Origin of the sequence: Pedobacter sp. ISL-64 (assembly GCF_018613605.1) — a bacterium.
Taxonomy (GTDB): Bacteria; Bacteroidota; Bacteroidia; order Sphingobacteriales; family Sphingobacteriaceae; genus Pedobacter.
This window is the reverse complement of sequence record NZ_JAGGPU010000006.1, coordinates 585,159-604,546: the sequence shown is the minus strand read 5'-3', so window position 1 is coordinate 604,546 and position 19,388 is coordinate 585,159. Positions and strand designations below refer to the sequence as shown.

General features: G+C 40.3%; 15 protein-coding genes. 12 read left to right on the top strand and 3 right to left on the bottom strand.

The genetic code is table 11. The features are described 5' to 3' along the window. Window positions 1–10 precede the first annotated feature (10 nt). The 6 genes from J7E57_RS10580 to J7E57_RS10555 are packed head-to-tail and all read left to right on the top strand — an operon-like array spanning window position 11 to window position 6,540. Window positions 11–1,456, top strand: a complete 1,446-nt coding sequence (locus J7E57_RS10580; protein ID WP_215127791.1) for a RagB/SusD family nutrient uptake outer membrane protein — start codon at window positions 11–13, stop codon at window positions 1,454–1,456. 11 nt (window positions 1,457–1,467) lie between these two features. Then, the gene (locus tag J7E57_RS10575; protein ID WP_215127789.1) at window positions 1,468–2,247 is read left to right on the top strand and encodes a phytanoyl-CoA dioxygenase family protein; all 780 of its coding nucleotides are present in this window, start codon (window positions 1,468–1,470) and stop codon (window positions 2,245–2,247) included. A 10-nt stretch (window positions 2,248–2,257) separates the two neighbouring features. Next, window positions 2,258–3,187, top strand: a complete 930-nt coding sequence (locus tag J7E57_RS10570; protein WP_215127787.1) for a dihydrodipicolinate synthase family protein — start codon at window positions 2,258–2,260, stop codon at window positions 3,185–3,187. A 17-nt stretch (window positions 3,188–3,204) separates the two neighbouring features. Next, complete coding sequence (locus tag J7E57_RS10565; protein ID WP_215127785.1) at window positions 3,205–4,116, top strand: dihydrodipicolinate synthase family protein; 912 nt, start codon at window positions 3,205–3,207, stop codon at window positions 4,114–4,116. Window positions 4,117–4,153: 37 nt separating this feature from the next. Then, window positions 4,154–5,275: a galactose oxidase gene (locus J7E57_RS10560; protein WP_215127783.1), complete on the top strand. Its 1,122-nt coding sequence runs from the start codon at window positions 4,154–4,156 to the stop codon at window positions 5,273–5,275. A gap of 32 nt (window positions 5,276–5,307) precedes the next feature. Next, window positions 5,308–6,540, top strand: coding sequence for an MFS transporter (locus J7E57_RS10555; protein ID WP_215127781.1), 1,233 nt, complete (start codon window positions 5,308–5,310; stop codon window positions 6,538–6,540). 606 nt (window positions 6,541–7,146) lie between these two features. Here J7E57_RS10555 and J7E57_RS10550 read toward each other — a convergent pair. Genes J7E57_RS10550 through J7E57_RS10540 form a run of 3 tightly spaced genes read right to left on the bottom strand, consistent with a single transcriptional unit; the run spans window position 7,147 to window position 9,188 of the window. Next, a complete protein-coding gene (locus J7E57_RS10550; RefSeq protein WP_215127779.1) occupies window positions 7,147–7,653 on the bottom strand; it encodes a GNAT family N-acetyltransferase in 507 nt (168 codons plus the stop codon). Between the two features lie 2 nt (window positions 7,654–7,655). Then, the gene (locus J7E57_RS10545; RefSeq protein WP_215127777.1) at window positions 7,656–8,267 is read right to left on the bottom strand and encodes an FMN-binding negative transcriptional regulator; all 612 of its coding nucleotides are present in this window, start codon (window positions 8,265–8,267) and stop codon (window positions 7,656–7,658) included. 30 nt (window positions 8,268–8,297) lie between these two features. Continuing rightward, window positions 8,298–9,188: a DMT family transporter gene (locus J7E57_RS10540; protein ID WP_215127775.1), complete on the bottom strand. Its 891-nt coding sequence runs from the start codon at window positions 9,186–9,188 to the stop codon at window positions 8,298–8,300. A gap of 91 nt (window positions 9,189–9,279) precedes the next feature. Here J7E57_RS10540 and J7E57_RS10535 point away from each other — a divergent pair, with 91 nt between their 5' ends. The 6 genes from J7E57_RS10535 to J7E57_RS10510 all read left to right on the top strand — a co-directional run bounded on the left by J7E57_RS10535 (window position 9,280) and on the right by J7E57_RS10510 (window position 19,285). Then, complete coding sequence (locus J7E57_RS10535; RefSeq protein WP_215127773.1) at window positions 9,280–10,692, top strand: PLP-dependent aminotransferase family protein; 1,413 nt, start codon at window positions 9,280–9,282, stop codon at window positions 10,690–10,692. Between the two features lie 521 nt (window positions 10,693–11,213). Then, on the top strand, window positions 11,214–12,428 hold the full coding sequence (locus J7E57_RS10530) for a hypothetical protein (RefSeq protein WP_215127771.1): 1,215 nt from the start codon (window positions 11,214–11,216) through the stop codon (window positions 12,426–12,428). Continuing rightward, window positions 12,425–12,928, top strand: coding sequence for a hypothetical protein (locus J7E57_RS10525; protein WP_215127769.1), 504 nt, complete (start codon window positions 12,425–12,427; stop codon window positions 12,926–12,928). Before J7E57_RS10530 ends, J7E57_RS10525 begins: the two co-directional genes overlap by 4 nt. Before the next feature lie 653 nt (window positions 12,929–13,581). Next, a complete protein-coding gene (locus J7E57_RS10520) occupies window positions 13,582–14,664 on the top strand; it encodes an efflux RND transporter periplasmic adaptor subunit (protein ID WP_215127767.1) in 1,083 nt (360 codons plus the stop codon). Window positions 14,665–14,688: 24 nt separating this feature from the next. Next, complete coding sequence (locus J7E57_RS10515) at window positions 14,689–17,859, top strand: efflux RND transporter permease subunit (RefSeq protein WP_215127765.1); 3,171 nt, start codon at window positions 14,689–14,691, stop codon at window positions 17,857–17,859. Continuing rightward, window positions 17,852–19,285 carry a TolC family protein gene (locus J7E57_RS10510; RefSeq protein WP_215127763.1) on the top strand — a complete coding sequence of 478 codons (1,434 nt, stop codon included), beginning with the start codon at window positions 17,852–17,854 and terminating at the stop codon, window positions 19,283–19,285. The genes J7E57_RS10515 and J7E57_RS10510 overlap by 8 nt, the downstream gene beginning before the upstream one ends. The last annotated feature ends 103 nt before the right edge of the window (window positions 19,286–19,388 follow it).

The following is a 19,388-nucleotide window of genomic DNA, read 5'->3' as shown; positions in this document are numbered from 1 at the left end:
AAACATGAAAATGACCAAGAAATATATCCTGCTTTCTGTTATCGTTGTAATAGCAGCAGCTTTTTCATCTTGCAAAAAATTACTCGAAGTTAAACCACAATCCCAGATTACCGATCAGGTTTACTTTAAAAGTGAGGGCGATTTTCTTCCCTATGTTACCGGAACATATACTTCCATCAGGGCCTTTGCCAATTCTATTACCTATGGTACCGAACGGAGCGAGGAGCTCATTAATGGAACCAACAGCCGTTTAACAACGGTATGGTCACAGATATTAAGTCCAACAGTAGGTGCTTTAAATTACAATGGACAATACAAAGCCATTGGTAACTGTAATCTCCTGCTCAGCAAAATAGAGCCTTTTCCTTTTTCTAATGCGGCTACGAAGAACAGGTTAAAGGCCGAAACACTTTGTCAGCGTGCCTATACTTATTTTTATCTGGTTAGGATTATTGGCGATACGCCATTGATGCTCGAAACCATTACCGATGATAATGTTCCACTTTTGCCAAGAGCGAAAGCTACTGAGGTGATGAAACAGGTTTTTGCCGATTTAGATCAGGCTATAGCACTTTTTCCTGAAAAAACTTACGTATCCAAGTACAGATTTTCGTATGGCGCTGCATTGGCGTTAAAAGCTGAAGCTAAATTATGGAGCGCCAAAGTATTGGCTGGTGGTACGGCAGATTTTAACGATGCGATCACCGCTGCTGCTGCAGTAGAAGCCACAGGTGTTTCATTATTGACCAACTTTAAAGATGTAACCACAACGAGGGCAAACGCTGAAGTAATCATGTCGGCTTATTATAACCGCGATGAAAATGGCGCAAACTATGGTTTAAATGCTTTGCCATTTTTAACGGCTATTTCAAATGCATCCAACCTGGATAGCATTGCCTATGCGCTTACTTCTGTTAACGGGCAGGGCGGCTACCAGATCAGTAAAGAAAGCAGGACACTTTTTAGTGGCCTAACCAATGATAAACGTGTGCCAAATACCTTTATCATCGAAAGACAGGGAACTGTACAAAAGAGCGCATGGATTACCAAAATGCCAGGCACCAAATACGCTGACGACCGGGTTTCTGATAACGATGTCATCATGTTCAGACTGGCCGATATCTATATGATAGCGGCCGAGGCTTATGCCGCACTTGATAATACCGCGCAGGCAATTGTGTATTTAAATAAAGTTAGAAATAGAGCCGGAAACGGAGTTTATACCGGTGCAACTGATAAAGCTACCGTAGAGCGCGCCATCTTTGACGAACGCGGCCGTGAGTTTTTCTTCGAAAACAAACGCTGGTACGATATTGTACGCTTTCATTTCGGCGGTACCATAAACGCTTATACGTACGTACCTAACCTGAAAAATAAAACGGTGCCTTTATTCTGGCCTTTATCTACAACTGTTTTGGCAGCAAATCCAAATCTGGTGCAAACACAAGGATATTAATGCAACTGTTCATGAAAAACGAATCGTTATTTAATTATGAAACACTCAGTCGAGAAGAATTGACGTTTTTTAACGAAAACGGTTATCTCATCATCAAATCTATTTTAAAACCCGAAGGTTTGGCTCAGATGCAACAAGAGTGTATGGATGCCTGGGGTAAAGAAAAAGAGACCTTCGATCCGAATAAAAGCTGGCTGCAAAACGCCTTGTTGATTAATATCCACCATCAGGCCACAACAGTAAAGGAATACTATTTTAGCGGTCCGCTGGTTGAGATGGCCTCAGAAATTATCGGCCCGAATATAAAAGGGGCTACTTCACAGCTTACATTTAAAATGAAAGGCAATACAAAACCCTTTGGCTGGCATCAGGATAATGGTTATGGCGAGTTGGAGCCTTATAACGCTTTAACCACTTTAACTGCGCTTGATGATACCGATCGGGGCAATGGCTGTTTGTGGTTAATTCCAGGCAGTCATAAAAAAGGCCAGATCAGGGTAGAGCAGAACGAAGCACAAAAGAAAAGTGGCGCTGAAATTATTGTAGAAGCCGACGATAGTTTAGCAGTGCCGATGGAAATGAAAGCAGGAGATGTTTTGATTTTTAACTGTTGGATGCTCCATAAATCAGACGGTAATATATCTGGGCATAGGGACCGAAGAATCCTGTTTTTGAGATATGCCGATGCAGATGCGATAGAAGTGTACAACGGTGGCAAACCCCGCTTAGGTAGATTGGTAAAAGGTAAAACGAAGTTTAGGGAGGTTGAAGAGTTTGAAGCCAATCTTTAAAAAAAAACTGATGAATACATTAACAGCAAAAACTTTAAGAGGGAATTGGGCAACGTTGTTGTTGCCCATTCAAGCTGATCAGGCTATCGATTTCGGATTATTGGCTGATGAAATAGATTATTTGATTGATGCGAAAGTAGATGGGATTTATTCGAACGGAACAGCAGGTGAATTTCACAATCAGACCGAAGCAGAGTTTGATCAGATTAATTGGTTGTTTGCAGAAAAATGTCAGAAAGCATCAATGTCTTTTCAGGTAGGCTGCAGTCACCCTTCGCCGATTATTTCATTAGAAAGGATTAAGAGAACAGTAGATTTAAAACCAAGTGCTTTTCAGGTGATTTTGCCAGATTGGGTAGTTCCTTGTGATGCTGAACAGGTAGATTTTTTACAGGGAATCGCAAATGAAGCAAAAGGAATCCCTTTGGTGCTGTATAATCCACCGCATGCAAAGCTGGAGTTAAAACCAAAAGATTACCTCAGATTTAAAACAACCGTACCATCACTTATTGGTATTAAAGTTTTAAGTAAAGATGCAGCTTGGACAGAAGAAATGAAGATATATGCAAGTCATTTATCAATATTCGTTCCAGGCCATTTTTTAGCGAGTGGGGTAAAGACGGGCATTGCAACCGGAGCCTATTCAAATGTTGCCTGTATCAATCCATCGGTAGCTCAGTACTTATGGGAACTAATGCAAACAGATCTGGATGAGGCTTTGAGGATAGAAAAAAATATTCTCAAATTCTTTAAAATGTGCATTGCTCCTTATCAAAAGCAGCAGTACAGCAACCCGGCATTAGATAAATTTTTAGCAGCAGTTGGTGGCTGTATTCAGATTTCAACACGATTAAGATGGCCCTATAAATGGATTTCGGAATCAGATGTAACATCGGTGCGCAAACAGGCCAAATTATTAATACCAGAATTTTTTAATTAGACAAATACAAAATACATATGAAAATTAACGGCATAGTTGCTGCAACATTTGCAGCCTACCAGGCAGATGGCTCCTTAAACCTCGCCATAATACCACAACTAGTAGATAAATTGGTGGCTGATGGTGTGGCAGGGGTTTACATTTGCGGAACCAACGGAGAAGGACCGAACATGACTGTTGAAGAGCGGATGGCCATTGCCGAAGCGTACGTAAAAGCTGTAAATAAAAGGATTTTAGTATTGGTGCATGTAGGGCATACTTCTATACAGGAATGTAAAAAGCTTGCAACCCATGCTGCGCAGATTGGTGCCGATGCATTTTCTTCAGTTGCCGCATTTTATTTCAAACCCACCTCAGTAGAAAACCTGGTCGATTGTATGGCCGAAATCGCCTCTGCCGCGCCCGAACTTCCATTCTATTATTATCATATGCCAACTTTAACTGGCGTTGGAATGGATATGGTTGAGTTTTTAGCGCTCGGAGAACAAAAAATCCCAAATCTTGCCGGCATAAAATATACTGCATCAACACTTCACGAGTTTCAAGCCTGTTTAAACTACAAAGACGGAAAATTCGAAGTATTATCTGGCTATGATGAGATGTTGTTAAGTGCTTTGGCAGTAGGCGCTGTGGGTGCCATTGGTAGTACTTATACCTTTGCGGCACCGGTATATCTCGAAATAATTAAACTTTTCAGGAATAATGATTTAACTGCTGCCAGGGCATTACAATTAAAAGTGGTCGATTTTATTCGCTGCATTATCAAACATCCGTCAATTGCGGCGCAAAGAGCGATTATGAAAATGATGGGTTATGATTTAGGAGATGCCCGGTTACCATTGGTCCCACTTTCTTCTGATAAATTTATCGAACTTAAAGCCGATTTAACCAAAGCTGGCTTTTTTGAGCTCCTCGAAAAATATAAGTAATGCTTAAAAGCATGCAGATTTTCTATAGGCACATCATATGAAACACTTTAATACCTTACTTTTTCTAAGTTTTATGTTGATATCAACAGCAGTTTCTGCACAGATTACCAAAAAAACAAATCAATTTACATGGGGAGAATTGCCAGCCATACCAGATCATTTTGGTTTTGCCGGTTCTTTTAGCGGCGTATCGGGCGATGCATTGATTGTTGCCGGAGGAGCAAATTTTCCAGATGGTGGTGCGCCATGGTCAGGCTCAAAAAAAGTGTGGAGCGATAAAATATTTGTCCTGGATAAACCCAGTGGAAAATGGAAAGTAGCAGGCAAACTTCCTGAAGCTTTAGGTTATGGGCTCTCCATTTCCTGGGGCAAACAATTCATTTGCATTGGAGGAAGTAACGAGAAAGGCCATTCGGCAAAGGTTTATTCCATTCTTTACAAAGACAAAAATATCAGCATCACTACGTTGCCTGATCTGCCGCACCCCATAGCGAATACTACGGGAGCCATTTTAGACAATATTATTTACCTCGCAGGCGGACTTGTTGCACCAGAATCCGATCATACTGCCAATGTTTTTTGGTCGTTCGATCTATCTTCAAAAGGAAAAAACAGGATTTGGCATAAATTAGAAACCTGGCCTGGCCCTCCGCGAATGTTGGCTGTGGCTGGCGTTGCAGATCAAACCTTTTATCTATTCAGTGGAGCCGATCTGATCAAAAATAATAAAGGAGGCGTAGACAGACAATATCTAACGGACGCCTTTTGTTACAGCGCTGCTGATGGGTGGAAAAAAATAGCTTCTCTACCAAAAGCCGTTGTAGCTGCCCCATATCCAGCCTATAACGCTCATCATAAATCGTTGCTCATATTCGGCGGTGATGACGGTGTGCTTGCTCCAAAAGCAGCTGTGCTAAAAGAAAAACATCCTGGTTTCTCAGATGAAATATTAGCTTACGATGTAGAAAAAAACAAATGGTCGGTAGAAGGGAAGGTGCTAAAGAATATCAAAGCAGATGCGCAATCAAATCCCAATAACAGTACTTGGCCCGCGGTAACAAACACAATGGTGCTATGGCAGGGAAACCTTGTTTTTCCAGGTGGAGAAGTAAGGCCAGCAGTAAGAACACCAAAAGTGATCATAGCGAGACCAAAATAGTAAAATTATTTTAACAAGAGGAAAATCTAGAAATGACCGGTACAAAATCAAATCAATCATATTATGCCTGGGGCCTGGTTGCACTCCTTTGGATAGTGGCCTTTTTAAATTATTTCGATAGGATCATGATTACCTCTATGCGCGATCCTATTGTGAAGGAGTTTACCCTTTCTGACGCCCAGTTCGGGCTTTTAACTTCAGTTTTTCTTTGGTCTTATGGGATACTAAGTCCCTTTGGAGGTTTTTTGGCCGATAAATACAGCAGGAAAAAAGTAATTATATTCAGTGTTTCAGTATGGTCTGCAGTAACCTTGTGGACAGGCTTTACCTCCTCATTTGAAGAAATGCTTGTTTCGCGTTTGTTTATGGGCCTAAGCGAAGCTTGTTATATCCCCGCGGCATTGGCGCTGATTACGGATTATCATAAAGGAAAAACAAGATCGCTTGCTACGGGTTTGCACATGAGCGGACTTTATGCAGGTTTAGCATTGGGTGGCTTAGGTGGTTATATTGCCGAAATATGGGGCTGGAGATATGGTTTCCATGTATTCGGAATCTTTGGAATTCTTTATTCGATCGTACTGTTATATTATTTAAAAGATGTTAAACACGAAACAACCGAAAATGAGGTTAAAGAGGTAGAAAAAGAAACCATAAGTTTATTAGGTTCAGTTAAGATCCTATTTAAAGAGCGGTCTTTTCTGGTGTTATTGTTTTATTTTAGTGTTCTGGGTACGGCAAACTGGCTGGTTTATGGTTGGCTGCCTACCTTTTTAAAAGAACATTTTCACCTCAAGCTGGGCGAAGCCGGAATTTCGGCAACAGGCTATATCCAGATCGGATCTTTTGTTGGGGTAATTTTGGGGGGGTATTTTGCCGATAAATGGTTTCTTAAGAACAAGAGAAGCAGGGTTTTTATGATCATTATCGGCTTTACTGTTGGCGCACCATTTTTATTCCTCATGTCGTCAACCACGGTATTCGCAATAGCCATTATCGCTATGTTCTTTTTTGGTATAGCCAGAGGGATAAACGATGCCAATTTAATGCCCGTACTCAGGCAGATAGCCGATAGCAGGTACATTGCAACCGGATATGGTTTCCTTAATTTCCTGAGTACAATTATAGGTGGTTTAATGGTTTATGTTGGCGGCGCATTAAAAGATGCCAAAGTAGATTTATCTATTGTTTACCAGGTTTCGGCGGTGATAATGTTATTGGCAACATGGTCGCTATTTGCAATAAAAATTAAAAAAGACGCTTAATCATGGATAACATCATTGGACACATAATTTCCGTTATAGTTAAAGCCAAATTGAGTTAAGACAATTGCTGAAATATCCTTTAAAAGATTGCCACATACAAGAGGTTGTATCATAAAGGCAAATTTCACCTCAGATGATGTCATGTTGAGTTTGTCGAAACACCTTAAAGAATATTTAACAGGCCCTTCGACCAGCTATCATTGACGTTATCTTGCAAATCATTATTAATCAACATATTTTAACGACTTTCGAATTTCCATCCAGCTGGGCCATAGCACTATATCCTCTTTCTACTTAAATCCGGCCTAACAAATTTTTCGGGCTGCACTGTTCTTGCCGCACAGCTGGCTTCAAAAGAAAACGGCGAAGCCCTCATGAATGCAGCTGAAAACTATAATACGAATGAATAAATTTTCAGCCGGCATTTTTTGTTTCTTTTTGATGCCAAAAAGAAAGAGCCCTTCGGCGGCGGCGAGCCGAGGCAAGCCCCTGGTGTATGGAAAAGAAACAATTATACGTTACTCATATTGATTTTTATAAGATAAATTACCCCTCAGGATGACAAATCTATATTTGTGATACAACCTCTTAACGCTATACTCAGTATTAAATTTGCATCTCGAATAAACTAACTGGCTTATGATGATAATGTGCCGGAAGCTGATCGGTGTTGTTTAGCTCGTATAGTCCCAAAAAATCAAATCCAAATTTTTGATAATGTTGAATCAGTCCCCTGTTTTCACCAACGGTATCTAATCTAACAAAACGTTTACCATTTGCTTTTGCATATTCTTTTGCCCAGTTTATAATTGTACCCACCAGGTTTTGCCCCCTGAAATCAGGATTTGTAGCAATGCGGTGAATGTAAATAGCCGGGTCGAGGTTCTTTTCTTCCCATATCTGCGGATCGCTAAAAGTAGTTGCCCAAATACAGGCTATCTGCCTATTAATAATTATTTTCCATTGCCTGTTTTCCTTGACCTCTGTTTCAATCAACGAAAGTTCAAACTTGGGCCAATGAACGCTATATTTAGTTTTCTGGAAGTCGGTTGCGATATCATATAAGCGGAAGATTTCAGCTATATCATGTATCGTACTATTTTCTATCTGCATGGCTATGGCTTTAGGTTTTTAATGAATGGAGCGAGTTCTCTTTCTACAGCGCTGTTGCTGTTTTCGAGGTGTGATACAATGTTTTTTCGTTCCTGTTCCGATTTGTTCTGGCTTAATTTTTTCTTTCCCTGAAGATCGCTTACTTCTATTTCGAAAGCTACAATTCCCCGCATCATACCTTGTTTAAACTTTTCTGAAAGACTATCCCATTGTAAGAGATATTCTTTTTCATAATAGAGAATCATTTCTTTTAGTGCTTGTTCTTTAGCTTCTTCATTACTAATAATATTGGCTTTCCCATAAGCATACACGCTAATATAATCCCATGTGGGTACACTTTCGTGTTTTTCGTAATGGCTGGGAGAAATATAAGCGTGTGGCTCAGTGAATATAATAAGCGATGTATACTGCTCAATATATTTCACCTGTTCATTGGCTTGCGCAAAATGGCCGCTAATTAAGACCTTTCCATTTACCTCGTTTACAACAAATGGTAACTGAGTGGCTATGGGTAAATTATTATGGCTGGTAATAATCGTAGCAAAGCTATATCTCTTCATAAAGGCAATTTGCTCGCTTTGGTCATCAAACTTAAAGCTATTGGATATCAACATTTTTATTGGGTTTTGAAGGGTAGATTATGGTTATTTAGCAAATTTTTTTGAGCCTGCAACACAAAGGATTACGCCCATCGTAATGGCTAGCATACCCATACTTACTTTTTCATGTAGCAGGGTAGTAGCAAGGGCCAATCCAAAAAAGGGCTGTAGAAGCTGGAGCTGTCCAACCGTTGCGGTTCCACCTTGTGCAAGCCCTCTGTACCAGAAGATAAACCCGATGAACATGCTAAAGAGCGAGATATAGGCCAAACTCAGCCAGGCAGCGGTACTCACTTCAGCAAATGAAGCTGGTTGGTAAATGAACATTAAGGGTAACATGAGTGGGAGCGAGAGCACAAGTGCCCAGGAGATTACCTGCCAACCACCCAATGTTTTAGATAGTTTTGCCCCTTCTGCGTAGCCAAGCCCGCATAGAACAATTGCCAGTAACATTAAAATGTCGCCGGTTGGTGCGGCGTTAATTCCCTGATAAATGGCGTAGCCAATTACCAGAAAGCTACCTACAGTTGAGAAAAACCAGAATATGGGTTTAGGGCGTTCACCTCCCCGTAAAACTGCGAAAGCGGCCGTAACCATGGGTAAAAGACCTAAAAATACTAATGAATGTGCCGAGGTAATGTGTTGCAAAGCAAGCGCACTTAGCAAAGGAAAGCCGATCACTACACCCAGCGCTACAATTACCAGCGAGATTAAATGTTTGCTTGATGGTCGTTTCTCTCTAAATGTAATTAATACCCCAAGCGCAAGCAATGCAGCTATTGTGGCACGGGCAACGGTTACAAAAATAGGGCTCATATCCATTACCGCTAACCTTGTAGCCGGCATAGAGCCGCTAAAGATAAGCACGGCGATAAATCCGTTAAACCAACCATTCGAAATATGCGCTTTATTTAGCTCAGTTCCTGTTTCTTTCATGTCTTTTCATTTCTTAAATCAAAGGTGCAAAGCTAAAAGCGATAAATACAGTATCAGTTTTGTATATTTGTATGGATACAGTTTGTTAATTATGGAAAAGGTTTACAGGTACAATGAAATAGCAAGCGGAATTGCCGCACAGATTAGAGAAGGTATTCTGCGATCGGGAGATAAACTTCCTTCTGTTCGGATGCTCTGTAAGGAATATGCAGTAGGCATGAATACGGCAAAACGTGTGTTTTTGGAACTTGAAGCACAATCGTTGGTCGAAGCCAAACCACAATCAGGTTTCTTTGTAAGCAACCGTAGGGTAGAACGACTTCCGCTACCCGCAGTTAGTAAACCTTCACTAATTGCAAATCACCATGAACCGAGCGAACTGAGTACCCAGGTGTATTCTAGCATTGGTCGTGATGATTTAACCCTTTTTTCAATTGGTGTCCCATCAGGCAGCCTGTTACCATTGGCAAAACTCAAAAAGGAGATACTTTATGCTACACGGACGCTTAAAGAAGGGGGAACAGAATATGAGCCACTTCAGGGCAATGTTAAACTGCGCAGAATGGTTGCGGTACGATCATTAGGCTGGGGAGGAAACCTTCATGAAGATGACCTGATTACTACTGCCGGTGGAGTGAATGCATTATCTTTTTGCCTGATGGCCTTAGGTAGACCAGGCGATACGGTGGCCATAGAAAGTCCATGTTATCCCGGAATTCTCCAGCTGGTAATCAGTTTAGGTTTAAAAGTACTCGAATTGCCCACGCATCCGGTTACGGGCATTGAGATAGATGCACTTAGGAAAGTGGTGTCGAAAATTGATATTTGCCTGTTGATTCCCAATTTTAATACACCCTTGGGTAGTTGCATGCCCGATGCACATAAAAAAGAAGTTGTTCAGCTTTTGGCTGCAAATGATATTCCGCTTATTGAAGATGATATTTACGGTGATCTTTATTTCGGTACCCAACGACCAAGATGCTGCAAATCATTTGATACAGAAGGCAATGTGCTGTGGTGTAGCGCAGTTTCGAAAACCTTGGCGCCAGGATACCGTGTAGGTTGGGTAGCTCCCGGAAAGTATAAAGAAAAATTACTTAAACTAAAATTGGTACATGCCCTTGCTTCAACTTCTGTTATTCATGAGGCCGTTGGCAATTTTCTAAAAACGGGTCGGTATGATCGCCATTTGCATCAACTCCGTCGTACCTTACAGCAGAATTATCAGCATTTTATCGATGCGGTTACCGAATATTTTCCAGAGGGTACAAAAACAACCCGGCCACAAGGTGGACTGGCCATATGGATAGAATTTAACAAAGAAGTTGATGCCATAAAACTCTATGAACTGGCCATGAAACAAAAAATCAGCATTGCCCCAGGGCCGATGTTTACCTTGCAAGACCAATATCAGAACTGTATCCGCCTCTGTATCGGCCTTCCATGGTCTGATGAACTTAAATTTAAACTGAAACAGTTAGGTAATCTGGCAAAAATGATGTAACAGAATAATGGCACGCACTAAAGCTAGGGGCAATTATAGCTCAATGCCGATACGCTATGATTGATTAAGGATTTACATTGTCTGACTCAGGAGTGCTCGGCGTTTCGCCTAAGGGCGTTATTCCGCAAGCTGCCCATATAAATTTAAAAATATTTAGGAACTCGCATTGGATATCCCTGTCAGATTGTATTTCGTTCTCCATATTGTACCGCTTTAATCTATTTATTGAAACATAGAAAGGCTGGTTTTGTGTTAGCGAAGGTAATTCTTTAATGTAAGTTTACTGTTGCCTAAATGTTAAGGAAGATGTTTTAAACCTTAACCGATTCGGTGCAATATTTATTTGAGGTACATAATAAGTATACCCAATAATCAGTATTGGAATCTCTATCGCGTTGTGTTATATTTACATATTTAACAACAGTTATCTATTTAATTTTCAATAGAATGCAGTGTTTTCTGATTGATTTACTATTATATCAATATGCCCCTTGCTAAACATATATTTTAATAAAAAGAAAATGATATACAACGATCGAAAAGCCATGGATCCTGCTATAAAGAAATGTCTTATCGACAAACTGCTCAATAACAATATCTCGGTTAGCGAACTTATTGAACTGAGGCCTGAAATTAATGAATTCGATCTTTCTGAAATTATTCAGCATATCTACGACCTTAACCTGGAGCAGGTACGAAAAATAGCAGCATTAGCGCCTGTTATGGCTAAAGTAGATGCATTAAAAAACAGCCAGCGCAATACCCGTTTTATAAAAAAGGTAAAAAATAATTTTCGGAAACATACGGCTAAACACAACGGTCTTAAAAACAGGGTAGTGGTAGTAGAGGGCGATTCGTGGTTCAATTATCCTATACTTTTAAGCGATGTGATCGACTGGGTTGCAATGGAAGAGAATATGGCCGTTTACAGCCTGGCCTCTGGAGGCGATTGGCTGATGAACATGCTTAGTGCCAAAAAATATGTCGAACAGCTTTCTACACTTCAACCGGATGTTTTCATCATTAGCGGGGGAGGAAACGACCTGGTTGGAAACCGGAGAATAGCAGCCATGGTTACACATAAAGGAGACTCTAACGAATTTGAAAATAGTGCATTTGCGAAATACCTTTATCAAAGCGCTGCTAATCCACCCGATAAACCAGAAGATTTTAAACGGGGTACCCAGTTCATATCCAAAGATTTTTATGCTTTACTGGCCTTTTTTCAGCTCCAATATTATTTTATTATAAATGGGATTCTCACTGGTGGTGAGGGACAAAATGGTAAGTTTCCGGGGATACAGATTATTACGCAAGGTTACGATTATGCCATACCAAGCGATAAGAAGATAGCAGGATATAATCCACTCAAATGGTACCGGCTGTTTGCGCGAACTTTTCTCGGCCACGGAGGATGGTTAAAAACACCCTTGCAACTTAGGGGTATATATGATCCCGAAGATCAGCGCAAAATTGTTTATGCCATGATTTACCTCTTTAACGAAATGATGATTGATATCGGTCGCATTTTTAGTGAAATGTTAGGTGAGAATAGGGTATTCCATATCGATTCAAGAGGATCAGTTGGTAAAAATGGTTGGACGGATGAATTACATCCTTTGCCTCAACATTTCAAAAAAACAGCGGCAGCCTTTATTCACTGTATTAACAACCCAAATAAAAATGGAAGTGCAGTTATAGAAGTTGTAAAACAACAGGATGGGGGGCAGAAATGAAAAAGATATTGATTCTAGTATTTATCATCGTTTGTGGTGTAATGTCCTTTCAGGGAAAAGTACTTCAGCACTTTAGCGGAAAAGGAATCGTCAATTTAGAACTCGCCAATAAAGATTCAGGAGTAGAAATTATTGCACTTTGGAGCGATACCCTGTATGGCGATCAGACACTTTTAAACATTGCCCAAAAGAATACACACCTCGATTTTCTGTTTATTTTGGTATATGTAGTACTCATCATGACGCTATCTAATTCGCAAATGCAAAGAGAAAAAACAAGTTGGCTAAACGAATTGCTACGGCTTAATTTATTTCTGGCATTTTTAATCGGCTCACTTGATGTAATTGAAAACATCAGGCTATTACACAGTTTCCATCACCCAGGAAATATGGCTGAATTTTGGCGAACAGATTTTATTGCATGGCCAAAATTTGTGATGGTAGGCTGGGTAATTTTGATTTATATTTTCTCGGTAATTAAGGGCTATTTTAATAAGTGATTTTCGTTAGCATCTTGCAGATCATTAAGAAATTAAGGTCATTAAGATGTCAGGGCAAAGACTATTTTAAATAGCCTAAGTGTTTACAGGCTTAAAAAATCCTTCCTCTCTACTACAATTGACAGATCCTGAAAATCGGCGTCATCTCCTTTGATTAACCAAAGGAGATGACGATTCGTTATAAACTGTCTTCCAACACCTTTGTTTTGGCTAAATACGAATGACAACCCAATAGTTAACTTTATGTTAATTTGTCGTCAATAAATCCTATTTATACATCATTCTGAAAATAACTGGCAAATGCCTAAAATGGAGTTTTTGTGTCAGAAAGCGTCATTTCTTCATCTAATTCTAGCTGTTAACTGATAATTCATTCAAAAAGCGGAGCTAAATGATCTGTTTGTTGTGAAAAATGATCTTTTGCTTCACTAAAACACAATTTCTCAATCCAAACCTGAAGTTCAACTTCATTATAACTTCATAAATCTGTATTTATTTCGCTTTCGAATTAAATCATTGCGTAACCATAATTTATTGAAGTCAATTAAGTATCTGCACATCAGTTGTAGACTGCTTCTTATCATAAATTGGTTGCCAAGGGAGACTAATTAGAGAAAAAAATAAATCAGATTAAAACCATTTAACAAAAAAAAATGAAAAGAGTTGTCATGTGCTTAGGCTTGTGTACTTTGCTTTACGTAACGGGTTGTACCTCGAAAAAAGAAGAAAAAGAAGAAGTAACTACTTATGCGGTAACCACGCCGTTAAGAATGGATACTTCGTTTACCAAAGAATATGTTTCGCAGATTAAATCTGTTCGGAACATCGAAGTTAGGGCCCAGGAAAAAGGCTATCTCCAAAATATTTATGTAGATGAAGGCCAGCATGTAAAAGCAGGCCAGCTGTTGTTTAAGATTATGCCTAAAGCAGCCCAATCTGAACTGGCAAAAGCACAGGCTGAAACAAAATCAGCCGAAATTGAACTTGAAAACACCAAATTACTTTCTGATAAAAACATCGTTTCTAAAAATGAGCTGGCCATGGCTAAAGCCAAACTGCAATCAGCAAATGCCGAAACCTCTTTAGCCAAATTCCATTTATCAAATACCGAAATCAGGGCACCATTTGATGGTACCATCGATCGTATTCCATTAAAACTGGGTAGTTTGGTTGATGAAGGCGCTTTATTAACCAGTCTTTCGGATAACAGTCAGGTTTTTGCTTACTTTAACGTTTCGGAGCCAGAATACCTGAACTACCAAAGTGCTGCAAAAGCAAAAGGACAGCAAGAAGTGAGCTTGTTATTAGCCAACAACGAACTGCTGAAATCGAAAGGTAAAGTTGAACTGATCGAAAGTGAATTTAATAATGAAACAGGAAACATCGCTTTCAGGGCCAGGTTTAACAATTCTGATAACCTGCTAAGAAACGGCGAAACGGGTAAAATCCTGATGGTGGTGCCTTTAAAAAATGCCTTAGTAATTCCACAAAAAGCTACTTACGATATTCAGGACAAAACCTATGTTTTTGTAATTGATAAAAATAATAAAGTACATTCCAGAGCCATCACCATTGCAGGTGAGGTGCCAGATTTGTACATCATTGGCGATGGCATCACTACGGGTGATAAAATATTGCTTGAAGGAGTGCAGAAAGTAAAAGACGATGATAAAATTACCTTCAAATTCCAACAGCCTCAGGAAGTGATGAAGCAATTAAGATTGAAAACTGAATAATCTACCACCCTCCATACTTATTTTATGTTTAGTAAATTCATACAAAGGCCAGTCCTTTCTATAGTAATATCGCTTATCATTGTGTTTCTTGGGGTATTGGCCATCAGCTACCTGCCCGTTACACAATTCCCCTCTATTTCACCGCCTAAAGTTAATATTACGGCCGAGTATCCAGGGGCAAATAATGAGTTATTGATCAAATCGGTAGTTATTCCGCTCGAACGTGCCCTTAACGGTGTACCGGGCATGAAATATATTGCCTCTGATGCCGGTAATGATGGTGAAGCTTCCATTCAGGTCGTATTTAATTTAGGTACCGATCCCAACCAGGCTTCGCTTAACGTACAGAACCGTGTAGCCGCTGTTACCAATAAACTTCCTCCTTTGGTGGTTCGTGAGGGGGTTAAAATCACCCGTGAAGAGTCTAATATGCTGATGTACATTAACTTGTACAGTAAAGACCCTAAAATGAACCAGAATTTTCTGTACAATTATGCCGATATCAACTTGCTTTCAGAGTTGAAAAGGGTTGATGGTGTAGGTTTTGCCGATATTTTGGGCGATAGGGATTATGCCATGCGGATCTGGCTTAAACCCGACCGTATGCAGGCTTATAAAATCTCAGTAGATGAGGTGATGAAAGCACTTGATGAGCAAAGTTTAGAAGCCTCTCCAGGTAAAACCGGTGAGAGTTCTGGTAAACGCTCTCAGGCTTTTGAGTATGTGTTAAAATATTCCGGACGCTTTAGTACGAAAGAAGGATACGAAAATGTAGTGCTAAGAGCAAGTGCTAACGGCGAATTACTTCGTTTAAAAGATGTTGCCGATGTAGATTTTAGTGCTTCAGCTTACAATTTATACTCTACGTTAAACGGAAAGGCTTCTGCAGCTATCGTATTGAAACAATCTTACGGTAGTAATGCCAGTCAGGTAATTAAAGATGTAAAAGCGAAAATGGCCGAGATCAAATCGAGCTCATTTCCTAAAGGTTTAGATTATGAAGTAAGTTACGATGTTTCTAAATTCCTGGATGCCTCAATTGAAAAAGTAATCCACACCCTTGTCGAAGCCTTTATCCTGGTAGGTTTAGTGGTATTTCTGTTCCTTGGCGATTGGCGCTCAACCCTCATTCCAGCCATTGCTGTTCCTGTATCCTTAATCGGGACCTTTGTTTTTATGCAGTTCTTCGGTATTACGCTCAATCTGATCACTTTGTTCGCCTTAGTATTAGCGATTGGTGTGGTGGTAGATGATGCCATTGTGGTAATTGAAGCGGTACACGCCAAGATGGAACACGATCGGAAACTTTCGGTACTGAAGGCTACCCAGCAGGCCATGAAAGAAATTGGCGGCGCAATTATCGCCATTACCTTTTTAATGGCATCGGTATTTATTCCGGTAGCTTTTATGTCGGGGCCAGTAGGTATTTTCTACCGTCAGTTCTCCATCACCATGGCAACGGCAATTATCCTTTCAGGTATTGTAGCCTTAACACTTACGCCAGCTTTGTGTGCCATTATGTTGAAGAATAACCATGGATCGAAGAAAAAGAAGACCATTATTGATCGCTTTTTAGATGGTTTCAATAATGGTTTTGCCAAACTTTCGGGTAAATATGAACTCGTGCTAACCAAGGTAGTAAGCCGCAGGATATTAACTTTTGGTATTCTGGCAGCCTTTTGTTTAGGTGTTTGGGGATTAAGCGGAAGTGTACCATCAGGTTTTATTCCGAATGAAGATCAGGGAATGGTTTATGCCATTATCCAAACGCCTCCAGGATCCACTTTAGAACGTACCGACCAGATTTCAGAGAAACTGCAGAAAATGTGCGAAGATATTGATGGCGTAAAGTCGGTTTCATCTTTAGCAGGATATGAGATTCTTACCGAAGGTACGGGATCGAACTCCGGTACATGTTTAATCAACCTCAAAGACTGGAGCGAACGTAAACATTCGGCAGTAGAGATTATTGAAGAGCTTGAAGAGAAATCGAAATCTATTCCAGGTGCAACTATCGAATTTTTCCAGCCACCAGCCGTTCCGGGTTATGGTGCTGCGGGAGGTTTCGAGCTTCGTTTACTGGATAAAGCAGGTAGTGGCGATTACAAAAAAATGGAAACCGTGGCCAACGATTTTGTAAAAGAGTTGAACAAACGTAAAGAGCTATCCTCAGTATTTACTTTTTACAGCGCGAGTTTCCCTCAGTACATGTTAGATGTTGACAATGATATTGCGCAACAAAAAGGAGTGAGTATCGATAACGCCATGAACACGCTATCCACTTTTGTAGGTAGTAATTACGAAACCAGTTTTATTAAATACGATCACCAATATAAAGTAATTGTACAGGCATTGCCGCAATACAGGGCTTTGCCAGAAGATATTTTAAAACTGTCGGTTAAAAACGATCGCGATGAAATGGTGCCTTTCTCGGCTTTTATCAAAATGCGTAAAGTGTATGGCTTATCCGAAATTACCAGACACAATATGTATAATGCTTCGGAGATCAGCGGACAATCTGCTCCGGGTTATAGTTCTGGTGAAGCCATCAAGGCCATTACCGAAGTGGCCAAGAAATCACTTCCAAGGGGATTTGGTATCGATTGGGCTGGTATATCTAAAGATGAAGTATCGAGGGGTAATGAAGCCATTTATATCTTCCTGATCTGTTTGGGCTTCGTTTATCTGGTCCTGGCAGCACAATATGAAAGTTTTATTTTGCCACTTTCAGTTATCCTTTCTTTGCCAGCGGGTATTTTTGGTGCTTTCCTGTTCTTAAAATTATTAGGATTGGAAAACAACATTTATGCACAGGTTGCGATGGTGATGCTGATTGGTTTACTTGGTAAGAACGCAGTATTGATTGTTGAATTCGCTGCACAGCGGCATGCTCAGGGTGCAACGGTATTAAAAGCGGCAATGGAAGGAGCAAGTGTACGTTTTCGTCCGATTTTAATGACCTCTTTTGCCTTTATTGCAGGTTTAATTCCATTGATGATTGCATCAGGACCTGGAAAAATCGGCAATAGAACTATTGGATCGGCTGCTGCCGGAGGCATGCTTTTCGGTACCATTTTCGGAGTGGTTATTATCCCGGGATTGTATTATATATTCGGAACAATAGCTGCCAGACACAAGCTGATTAAAATTGAAGAAGAACATCCATTAACTGAAGAAGTAGAAGATAATGTTTAAGAATAATATTTATAAAGGCCTGGGTTTAGTGCTGATATGCGCTGCATATACCGCATGTAAATTGCCAGAAGTGGCCCAACGCGCCGAAAATAAAAGTGTTCCTGCAGCCTTTAGTGGTGCACAGGATACCATAAGTACAGCCAGTATACAATGGCGTAAGTTTTTTACCGATCCAAATCTGGTAAACCTGATCGATACTGCATTAAAAAATAACCAGGAGCTGAATATTACCCTGCAGGATATCGAGATTGCGAAAAACGAAATCAAAGCTAAAAAAGGAGAGCTTTTACCAAGTGTAACCTATGGCGTTGGTGCTGGCTTCGATAAAGTGGGCCGCTACACCAGTTCGGGTGCTGGCGATGCTTCTACAGAAATTACTCCAGGTAAAGAAGTGCCCGAGGTATTGCCCGATTATCGTTTCGGTTTACAGGCCAATTGGGAAGCCGATATCTGGCACAAATTGCGCAATGCGAAGAAAGGAGCCATAAGTCATTATTTAGCAACGGTTGAAGGCAAAAATTTCGTAGTAACCAATTTGATAGCTGAGGTTGCAAATTCATATTACGAATTGCTAGCTGCCGATAATCAGTTAGAGACAGTGAAAAAAAACATTGAGCTGCAGAAAAATGCCTTAGAACTGATGAAAATCCAGAAACAGGCCAGTAGGGTTAACGAACTTGCAGTGCGTAAATTTGAAGCTGAGGTGTTAAGCTCTAAGAGTCTGGAATTTGATATTCAGCAAAATATTACCGAAACGGAGAATAAAATCAATTTCTTGCTAGGCCGTTTTCCTCAGCCAATTATAAGGGATAAATCGAGTTTTACCGATCTGGTACCACCAACGGTACAGACAGGTTTACCTTCACAATTGCTGGCCAACCGCCCTGATATTAAACAGGCTGAGTTAGAACTCGCTGCTGCTAAGTTGGATGTTAAAGTGGCTAAGGCACAGTTTTATCCGTCTTTGGGTATTTCTGCGGCCATCGGTTACCAGGCTTTTAATCCTTCTTATTTGTTGAGAACGCCAGAATCATTGATCTACTCGTTAGCAGGAGATCTAGCCGGACCGCTCATTAATCGCAATGCCATTAAGGCCGAATATTTAACCGCAAATGCTAAACAGTTGCAGGCCGTGTTTGAGTACGAAAAAGCCATTCTGAATGGTTATATTGAAGTAGCCAACCAGATGTCGAAAATCAGCAACCTGCAAAAAAGCTACGATTTGAAATCGAAACAGGTAGCAGCACTTACCCAGTCAATCGATATTTCTAACGATTTGTTTAAATCGGCAAGGGCTGATTATTTTGAGGTATTGATGACCCAACGTGATGCTTTGCAATCAAAATTAGAATTGATCGAAACCAAAAAACAACAGTTGAATGCGGTGGTAGATATCTATCACGCTTTAGGTGGTGGATGGAATTAGGCATAGTATAATAGAATAGTCATTTATCCCTATATTTTCTACTCAGGCTGCTTCGGGTTATCGGAGCAGCCTTTTGTTTTAAATGCATTGCATGTTTTTACCG

What these genes read in the sequence shown, in the direction of transcription:
- J7E57_RS10580 (WP_215127791.1), top strand. Translation starts at nt 11, where the DNA reads ATGACCAAGAAATATATCCTGCTTTCTGTTATCGTTGTAATAGCAGCA.
- J7E57_RS10575 (WP_215127789.1), top strand. Translation starts at nt 1,468, where the DNA reads ATGAAAAACGAATCGTTATTTAATTATGAAACACTCAGTCGAGAAGAA.
- J7E57_RS10570 (WP_215127787.1), top strand. Translation starts at nt 2,258, where the DNA reads ATGAATACATTAACAGCAAAAACTTTAAGAGGGAATTGGGCAACGTTG.
- J7E57_RS10565 (WP_215127785.1), top strand. Translation starts at nt 3,205, where the DNA reads ATGAAAATTAACGGCATAGTTGCTGCAACATTTGCAGCCTACCAGGCA.
- J7E57_RS10560 (WP_215127783.1), top strand. Translation starts at nt 4,154, where the DNA reads ATGAAACACTTTAATACCTTACTTTTTCTAAGTTTTATGTTGATATCA.
- J7E57_RS10555 (WP_215127781.1), top strand. Translation starts at nt 5,308, where the DNA reads ATGACCGGTACAAAATCAAATCAATCATATTATGCCTGGGGCCTGGTT.
- J7E57_RS10550 (WP_215127779.1), bottom strand. Translation starts at nt 7,653, where the DNA reads ATGCAGATAGAAAATAGTACGATACATGATATAGCTGAAATCTTCCGC.
- J7E57_RS10545 (WP_215127777.1), bottom strand. Translation starts at nt 8,267, where the DNA reads ATGTTGATATCCAATAGCTTTAAGTTTGATGACCAAAGCGAGCAAATT.
- J7E57_RS10540 (WP_215127775.1), bottom strand. Translation starts at nt 9,188, where the DNA reads ATGAAAGAAACAGGAACTGAGCTAAATAAAGCGCATATTTCGAATGGT.
- J7E57_RS10535 (WP_215127773.1), top strand. Translation starts at nt 9,280, where the DNA reads ATGGAAAAGGTTTACAGGTACAATGAAATAGCAAGCGGAATTGCCGCA.
- J7E57_RS10530 (WP_215127771.1), top strand. Translation starts at nt 11,214, where the DNA reads ATGATATACAACGATCGAAAAGCCATGGATCCTGCTATAAAGAAATGT.
- J7E57_RS10525 (WP_215127769.1), top strand. Translation starts at nt 12,425, where the DNA reads ATGAAAAAGATATTGATTCTAGTATTTATCATCGTTTGTGGTGTAATG.
- J7E57_RS10520 (WP_215127767.1), top strand. Translation starts at nt 13,582, where the DNA reads ATGAAAAGAGTTGTCATGTGCTTAGGCTTGTGTACTTTGCTTTACGTA.
- J7E57_RS10515 (WP_215127765.1), top strand. Translation starts at nt 14,689, where the DNA reads ATGTTTAGTAAATTCATACAAAGGCCAGTCCTTTCTATAGTAATATCG.
- J7E57_RS10510 (WP_215127763.1), top strand. Translation starts at nt 17,852, where the DNA reads ATGTTTAAGAATAATATTTATAAAGGCCTGGGTTTAGTGCTGATATGC.